Below are 7,846 nucleotides of genomic sequence, written 5' to 3'. Positions count from 1 at the left end.
AATGCGAAACCTTCTGATCGACCTAGTCGAGGCGGAGGACATCAAGCCGCAAGGCCCAAGCAGTCGAGTTTCTCCGAGCGAACGCAAACGGCTCTACTCGATGAGAGAAGAACGCCGGCGGGAGATTTATGCTGAGACGCTCGTTCTCCTCCGTCATACAAATGTCTCGCGCGATAGGACCGCAGTGGGCTGAGACCTTCAGCGTCGAGGCGATGCTGCTTTGACCGCTGATCATCGTTCTCAAATGAGTGTTTCACAGATTGCCATTCTTCATTTGAACCTTTTTCTCGCCAGCAGCATCAACGACCTTTGCGGCCAAGCAAGACGCGGCAACGGTCGCGATAGGGGAAACGACCTCGACAACCAGTTCCGGCCGCGCTTCGAAAAGCCGCTGAGCCATAATCTTCTGCGTGGACATCAGCGCTGACGAGATCGTGAAGGTCTGCCACCTGCCAGCTATTGGCTCTCAAAAGCTCATGCGTGCGTGCTTCTGCGTCTCTGCAGCGCGTCTGCGTTCAATCAGGTCGGCTGCAGGACGTGCAATGCGGTTGCTGATGAACGACTGAACCAGCGCGTGAAGGACACGCCGGCGGTCTTCCAGGCGATGGCGCAACGAACGCTTGCCAAGACGAGCAATCCCAGGAAACTTTCCCGCAGCTTCAGTGGCCACGTTAAGTCGCTTGCTAATGACGCCGCACGCATATGATCGACACGCGGCGGCAAGAACCAATCATTCGTAGCCCGCAGAGAAAATTGGCCGACCCCACCGGCACGTCTCCCGTGTTCGGCGAATCCACGTAAATGCGGAACTATATCCTCCGCCAAAACTTTGCGTGCTGGGTTGCCAGAGGCCGACGATGCAAGACACCGAGACGACTTGATGCCAGGGCCGCGGTAGACCACCTTTAGTATATACATGTCCGGGAGGACCCGTTCGCCGCGGGTTCAAGGCGACTGGCATGCCGATGATATCACCGATCCGAACCAGAACGACAATCCGATAACCTTCTGCAGACACATGCACCTATATTTTTGTCGGCGGCAACATCAAGAAGCTGCCCAAGGATTTCGCGGGTGCGTTAGGTGCCATCGAGAAGCCATACACGATAAACGGCATGGCAAACGCACTGGCCTATATCGATGCAGTGGTTCGGTCAAAGGAAGGCCGACGTCCGCCGGCCAGCCTGGTTCTTGCCGAAGATATGGTCCGCTCTGTAAAGCGGAAGAGTCGACATGATTACCCACTGAAATGAACCTGACAGTTTGTCACAAGAGCACCGCTAAAGAACTCTGGCGTCTTTAACCTCCTTGAGACGTAACCCTCAGGATTGAGCTGACAGTGATCAACCCCTGCGCCACAATGCGTGGCGCAGGGGGCTGAAGGGTCGCAACGCTGGAGATGCATGGTCAGCGGTACAACCGCCAGCGCTGCTGTCTCGCTTGAGTAAGAACTCACCCAGCCTTGCGCAGTTGCAGTCGCGAAACGCCGGCTGCCACGTTGAGCCCGGTCCCGGCTTCAGCACTGAGCGGCTGAAGGCCAAAATTCTTGGCGTTGCCGCCAACTAGCGCGTTAGCCCCCAGGCCTAGGCCAAGCGATGCGCCGGCTGATGCACCGACATAAGTACCAGCAAGGCTACCTTCGCCGACCGTCGTTGGCGTTGTGTTGACCACGATCCAGCTTAGATAGCTTTTACCGGTCACGCCGATGTCAATGCCGAGTTTGCCGATCGTACCGGTGTAGCGTTCGACCTTGCCGGTGCGCTGTTTGAACTGGCAATCCACGGCGCGGCTGGAGCCGACCAGCATGCCGACGCCACCGGCGACTTCGCAAGACAACGTGCCCAGTCGCTCCTTCGGCTGAGAGGCAACTTGCTGCTTATGCTGCCTTTTGCTGTGGTGGGTATCGGCTGCAGTGGCAACGGAGGCAAGGGAAAGGGTGGTGGCGATCGCGAGAATAAGCGTCTTCTTCATTTTCTCTTCCTTGTTCGGAATATTGCGTGGTTTGTCTGACGATCGGAGTCACGCGAACTTCGACGTACCAGCGACCTGCAGACTGCAAAGCACGGGTTTTGACGTGAAGTCGGCAGCAATCGAGGTCGCCGTGCTTGCGGCTTCCTCTGACGACGCCGTGCCGGTGAGCATGATCGTTCCGTCGACCATCTCAACGTCGATGAGGCAATCCTCCAGACCATGAGTGTAGGTCAAAAGGCACCTGATCGCCTCAGTGGTCGCAATGGGATCCGCAACGGTTGCTGCGCACTCGTAAGACTGAAAAAACATCTGGCGTGATCCTTTTTGGATGATCACGGCTCGCCTTTGCAGCGAGCCGTGATCGTAGAACCTCACTTCAACGCGTCCTTGATGGCGTCCTTGCCCTTACCAACGGTGCTCTGCACCTGGCCGGCGGCCTTGTCGACCTTGCCTTCTGCTTCGAGTTTCTCGTTGCCCGTGACTTTGCCGGCAACTTCCTTGATCGTGCCCTTCAGTTCCTTCGCGGCACCTTCGATACGGTTCTTATCCATAATGCAGCCTTTCCTTTAGACAGTGTTTCGATCATTGACCCCGGGGTTGGCCGGCGTCATGAACAGGGAGATAAAGCTGTCTCGGGGAGAAATTCAGAGCTGAAAGTACTAGTGCGATTGGTATCCTGTGACCTTTTTGCGGTCGAGATCACTTTTTTCTCGGTGTTTTCTCAGGACGCGTTCGGGATTTCGGATCGAGTGCCGTAAAGCCGCGCTCACGCGCCCAAATGACCGCGGCGGCTCGGCGGTTGACGCCGATCTTTGCATAAAGCGAAGCGACGTGGTTTCGAATGGTATTCTTCGAAAGATGCAGCGTTTCTCCCATCTCGGCGTCGCTCTGGCCATTGCAGATCAGACCGAGAATTTCCCGCTCCCGCTCACTAAGCTCCAGCAGTCCTTTCGTCGGGGCCGTTGACCCTTGCTTGAGCGTCGCAAGCCGCTCGACAATCGAGCGGCTGAACCAGGACGTATCGGCCATGACACTTTCGATCGCCTCCACGAGCTGCGCCTCGCTGCGCCGGCGTTCTGTGACATCCTGGAGAGCCCAGATCACACACTGCTCGTCATTGATTTCGACGCGCTCAGCGGAAACCAGACAGTCTGCAACATTACCGTCTTTCTGTTTCAACCGCATTGGTTCGTCTCGAACAAAGATATTATCGCGCAGCTTTTGCTCCACAGCGCGTCTGGCGGCAATGTCTTCCCAAAGGTGGAGTTCGCCGGCAGTCCGGCCGACAACCTCCGTCAGCTCGTATCCCGAAACCTGTAGGAAGGCGTCGTTTGCTTCTGTAAATACGAAGTCATCGAGCCGTGAAATAGCAGCCGGAGCAGGAGACAGCCGGAAGGACTTTGAAAAGCGCTCTTCGCTCTGACGAAGTGCGTTTTGGGCCTTTCGCCGGGCATCGAGGTCGGCAAAGGTGAACAGCATGCACGGCTCTTCGACCACAGAAATCGGCTCTCCGGCGACGATCACAAGCCGGTCGCCGCCGCCTGGCAGGGGAACTAGAGCTTCACGATGGCGTATCACCCGGCCATCATTGAGTTTCGCAAGAGCGTCGTCACCCGTTTCGCAGTTCGAAAATAGACCGATCGCCTCCACGGTTCTGCCGATGACGTCGTCCTTGGTGAAGCCTGTCATCTCCAGAAATCCCTCGTTTACCCGGATAAAGCGCTGATCGTCGAGGCGACAGATCAGGCCCGGAGCCGGGTTGGCGTTGAACGATCGCTCGAACCGCTCCTCTGCTTCGAAGCGTGCGGTCTCATCTTTGATGATCAGGGCAAGGGCGTCAGGCTTATCGCCGGCGTCGGTGATGAACATCGTGCGCACGGTGTGTACCCAGACCAGGTCAAGATCGGTTGCCGGCGATACCTCGACCGTTACGTCGTCGATTGTCTCGCCGGCGACGAGCCGCTCCATGGGGTATTGGCCTTCCTCCAGAGGGTGATTATTCCGATACCGCAGAGTGAACGTTCGGCGATACCCGGCTGCATCGCCTCCGAGTTCCTCTAGGTTAGTTACCCGATGCATGGCGATGGCTGCGGCATTGGCCCAGGCGATACGGCCTCCCTGCTCAATGATAATGATGCCGTCACTCAGGCCCCCGATCAGTTCTTGAAGGCTGCCCTTGTTGATCTTTGGCGGCTCAGGATTTTCGAGCATGTCGTCCCTCAAGTGCTGTGGCGGGGCAATAGGTTGCGTCCATCGGAACGATGTAAAGGGTCGGGATCACCGATTTTCGACAATGCAGCGTCAATTGCGACACGCGTGTGTGGCAGCACCGGAAATTCAATCGAACGTCCAGTACCTAGACCCGAACGTTGTAATCGTCGTGCGGAGCGTTGCGATGATAGTTTCGCAGGAGAGCCAAGGTCGATTGAAATAGGACTCGACTGGGGGGTGCCACACGTTGACACACGCAAAATTCCATGAGACGAGCCAGTTATGGCTAAACGTCTCACACGCAATTTCTCACTGACCCCAGAGCTCGAGGGGTTTATTTCCGAATGTTTGTCATCCGGCGACTATGGCAATGCCAGTGAGGTTGTCCGGTCGGGGCTTCGACTGCTTCGCGACGGCGCCAAACCGGCGGCAACGCTTGCATCAGCCTGGCCGATTGGAGGCGGGGCGTGCGGGAAAGTCATTCGGGAAAAGGACTGGTCGGAGACGACGCTTGGACCGATGAAGGATTGGTCGGTCGAGCTCCGCACGACGGTCGCGAACATCGTCAATTCGCCGGTCGCGAAAGTACTGATGTGGGGACCCGGCCATGTGATGATCTATAACGACACCTACGCCGAGATCGCAGGCGCAAAACATCCTGCCGCTCTCGGCAGCAACGTCGCAGAAGTCTGGCCGGAGATCTGGGACTGGAACCGCGAAATGATTGAGGCCGGCCTTCGTGGTGAGCTTCGTTCCTATCACGATCAAAGCATGATGCTCATCCGAGATGGGCGGTCCGAAGAATTTATCTTCGATCTCTTCTACACGCCGGTATATGAGGCCGACGGTAAAATCGGCGGCGTGATGTGCACGGTCGTCGACAACAGCGGCCGCGTCGCGATGGAAAAGCGGCTTAATGACAGCGAAGGCCAACTCCGCCGCGTGACCGATGCTGTGCCGATGCTGATATCATATGTCGACCGCCAGCATGTTTATCGCTTCGCCAATCACGCCTACGAGGCGTGGTTCGGGATGAAGCCGGATGACATGATCGGTAAACATATCGCCGCAGCGATCGGTGAGGGGCCATACGAAAACCGGCGATCCGATATCGATCTTGCGCTGACAGGTGAGGTTGTTACCGCCGAGACCGATATGCCGGTTCTTGGCGGCGCGCCGAGGCGCCTCGAAATTCGCTACGTCCCGCACGTCGAGGCAGATGGATCAGTCCCGGGCATCTACATCCTTGGCATCGATATCGAAGACCGCGCTGTCCGAGAAGCCGAGCTTGAAATGAGCAATAGCCGGTTTCGTACGGCCATGAACGCGGTGCATGGCGTTCTCTGGACGAACAGCGCGGACGGCAGAATGGTCGGCGAGCAGCCGGGATGGGCAGCACTCACCGGTCAGACTTTCGATCAATATCAAGGATTTGGTTGGGCGCAAGCCGTGCATCCGGATGACATGAATGCGTCAGTCGCGACCTGGAACGCCGCAGTCGAAGCGAAATCCATGTATGTGCATGAGCACCGTGTCCGCCGACATGATGGAGCCTGGCGCCAGTTTGCTATCCGGGCTTTGCCGATCATCGGTGCGAAGGGCGATATCGTTGAATGGGTCGGCGTGCATACTGACATTACGCATCAACGCGCAGCCGAGGCCGCATTGCGTGATCAAGCGGAAGCGCTTTCGCGCCAGGTCCGTCACCGGGAACGGGCCGAAGAGCAGCTCAAGCAGCTGAATGAAAATCTTGAAGCGCGGGTCATTTCCGAAATCGCCGAGCGGCGCCAGGCCGAAGCGAAGCTGGCGCAGGCTCAGAAGATGGAAACAGTCGGGAAACTGACCGGCGGCGTCGCGCATGACTTTAACAACCTGCTCCAAGTCGTCAGCGGCAATCTGCAGCTCCTCTCAAAGGAGGTCTCCGGCAACCAACGCGCCGAGGCTAAAATCGCTAACGCCATGGCCGGCGTTGCGCGAGGTTCAAAACTCGCCAGCCAACTGCTGGCCTTCGGGCGGCGTCAGGCGCTCGAGCCCAAGGTGGTCAACATCAGCCGTTTCGTCCGTGACATGGATGACATGATCCGCCGCGCGATCGGCGAAGCCATCGAGGTTGAAACCGTTGTGGGGGGAGGGCTCTGGAATACCTTTGTTGATCCCACCCAGATCGAAAATGCTCTCCTTAACCTCGCAATCAACGCACGCGATGCCATGGAAGGGCGGGGCAAGCTCACCATTGAGCTGTCGAACGCGCATCTCGACGATGCCTATGCGCGTAGCCATGACGAGGTTACCCCCGGTCAGTACGTGATGATGGCCGTGTCCGATACTGGGTCGGGCATGCCGCTGGAGATTATCGATAAGGTGTTTGAGCCATTCTTTTCCACGAAGGCGGAAGGCAAGGGCTCCGGTCTTGGTCTGTCGATGGTCTACGGCTTTGTCAAACAGTCCGGTGGCCATGTGAAAATCTATTCGGAAGTAGGCCATGGCACGACGATCAAGCTCTATCTGCCGCGCGCAATGGAAGTGGAGGATGTCGAAGTCGAGGTAGATAATGGGCCGATCGTGGGAGGCACGGAAACTGTCCTCGTCGTCGAGGATGACGCTGAGGTCCGCGAAACCGTCATCGCGATGCTGACTGACCTTGGCTATCGCACGCTAAAGGCGGTCGATGCATCGAGCGCGTTGACGGTGATCGACAGCGGCATACCGATCGATATCCTGTTTACCGACGTCGTGATGCCGGGAACGCTCAAAAGCCCAGAACTCGCCCGCAAGGCGAAGGAGCGGCTGCCGAACATCGCCGTGCTGTTCACGTCCGGGTATACAGAAAATTCGATCGTCCACGGCGGCAGGCTGGATGCAGGGGTCGAGCTTTTGTCGAAGCCCTACACGCGCGAGGCGCTTGCGCGGAAGTTCCGGCATGTTTTGGCCAATCAAGCTCAGCGTCGAAATCTAAAGTCAACGCTTCTCCCGCCGGACTCACTGCCAAAGCTCGACGCCTCGGTAACGTCCGCAACGAGCGCGGTGGCGACCGCCGAAAAAGTCGGACGCGTAACTGTACTGCTGGTCGAAGACGATGCGCTCATCCGCATCAATACGGCTGAGATGCTGCAGGACGCCGGATTGATTGTCGTGGAGGCTGGAAGCGCCGAGGAAGCCAAAGCGGCTCTGCAGACGATGGCGGTCGATATTCTTATGACCGACCTCAATCTACCGGGTGCGTCAGGATTAGAACTGGCGGCCGAAGCCAGGGCTCTGAACCCGTCAACGACAATCATATTCGCCACCGGTGACCCTTCTGCCGTCCGCGGTGAGACCGGTGCCATCGTACTGGCGAAACCCTATGACGCAGCGAAGCTCGCTGAGGCTTTAGCCACTGCAGGGGCGTATCGGTTTGCAGACGGAAATCCGGCACGCAGCAGCGTCGGCGAAGAGGAAGAGATCTAAGTGCTGCAAGCGCTCCCGAGCCCGAAAATGACACTGTGGCGATAAGCGCTGTCGGCGCCGTGATCGTCCTGTCATGGCGCAGTCCGACAAGCCCATGCTTTCGTCAGCATGTCTGATTGCGGAAGAATGGATGCAACTCAAGGTGCTTATTCGAAGTATTTCAAAACTAATCGTTGACGCTTAGGGTGCTATTCGTCTATTGATACGTCATCGATCT

At 57.5% G+C, this 7,846-nt stretch carries 7 protein-coding genes; 3 read left to right on the top strand and 4 right to left on the bottom strand.

The window, feature by feature from the left end:
- Window positions 1–193 (top strand): hypothetical protein (locus QTL96_RS15455; RefSeq protein ID WP_289728323.1); only part of this gene is annotated, 193 nt, incomplete at its 5' end.
- 27 nt (window positions 194–220) lie between these two features.
- Entirely contained in the window at window positions 221–427 is a 207-nt protein-coding gene (locus tag QTL96_RS15450; protein ID WP_289728322.1) for a hypothetical protein, read from the top strand.
- 1,025 nt (window positions 428–1,452) lie between these two features.
- On the opposite strand, the gene QTL96_RS15440 is transcribed toward QTL96_RS15450, so the two are convergent.
- The 4 genes from QTL96_RS15440 to QTL96_RS15425 all read right to left on the bottom strand — a co-directional run bounded on the left by QTL96_RS15440 (window position 1,453) and on the right by QTL96_RS15425 (window position 4,182).
- Window positions 1,453–1,971, bottom strand: coding sequence for a DUF992 domain-containing protein (locus QTL96_RS15440; RefSeq protein ID WP_289728321.1), 519 nt, complete (start codon window positions 1,969–1,971; stop codon window positions 1,453–1,455).
- Window positions 1,972–2,019: 48 nt separating this feature from the next.
- Complete coding sequence (locus QTL96_RS15435) at window positions 2,020–2,280, bottom strand: BON domain-containing protein (RefSeq protein WP_289728320.1); 261 nt, start codon at window positions 2,278–2,280, stop codon at window positions 2,020–2,022.
- A 62-nt stretch (window positions 2,281–2,342) separates the two neighbouring features.
- The gene (locus QTL96_RS15430; RefSeq protein WP_289728319.1) at window positions 2,343–2,522 is read right to left on the bottom strand and encodes a CsbD family protein; all 180 of its coding nucleotides are present in this window, start codon (window positions 2,520–2,522) and stop codon (window positions 2,343–2,345) included.
- Window positions 2,523–2,670: 148 nt separating this feature from the next.
- Complete coding sequence (locus QTL96_RS15425; protein ID WP_289728318.1) at window positions 2,671–4,182, bottom strand: helix-turn-helix transcriptional regulator; 1,512 nt, start codon at window positions 4,180–4,182, stop codon at window positions 2,671–2,673.
- A 282-nt stretch (window positions 4,183–4,464) separates the two neighbouring features.
- Here QTL96_RS15425 and QTL96_RS15420 point away from each other — a divergent pair, with 282 nt between their 5' ends.
- A complete protein-coding gene (locus QTL96_RS15420) occupies window positions 4,465–7,629 on the top strand; it encodes a type II toxin-antitoxin system ParD family antitoxin (RefSeq protein WP_289728317.1) in 3,165 nt (1,054 codons plus the stop codon).
- Window positions 7,630–7,846 lie beyond the last annotated feature (217 nt).

The sequence above is a fragment of the Rhizobium sp. S163 genome, from assembly GCF_030380805.1.
In the GTDB taxonomy this organism is placed as follows: domain Bacteria; phylum Pseudomonadota; class Alphaproteobacteria; order Rhizobiales; family Rhizobiaceae; genus Rhizobium.
The sequence above is the reverse complement of the archived record's forward strand: the minus strand, read 5'-3'. Positions and strand labels throughout refer to the sequence as shown.

Bases quoted from the DNA above. Each gene is read 5' to 3' on its own strand.
- QTL96_RS15440 (WP_289728321.1), bottom strand. From the start codon at position 1,971: ATGAAGAAGACGCTTATTCTCGCGATCGCCACCACCCTTTCCCTTGCC.
- QTL96_RS15425 (WP_289728318.1), bottom strand. From the start codon at position 4,182: ATGCTCGAAAATCCTGAGCCGCCAAAGATCAACAAGGGCAGCCTTCAA.
- QTL96_RS15430 (WP_289728319.1), bottom strand. From the start codon at position 2,522: ATGGATAAGAACCGTATCGAAGGTGCCGCGAAGGAACTGAAGGGCACG.
- QTL96_RS15435 (WP_289728320.1), bottom strand. From the start codon at position 2,280: ATGTTTTTTCAGTCTTACGAGTGCGCAGCAACCGTTGCGGATCCCATT.
- QTL96_RS15420 (WP_289728317.1), top strand. From the start codon at position 4,465: ATGGCTAAACGTCTCACACGCAATTTCTCACTGACCCCAGAGCTCGAG.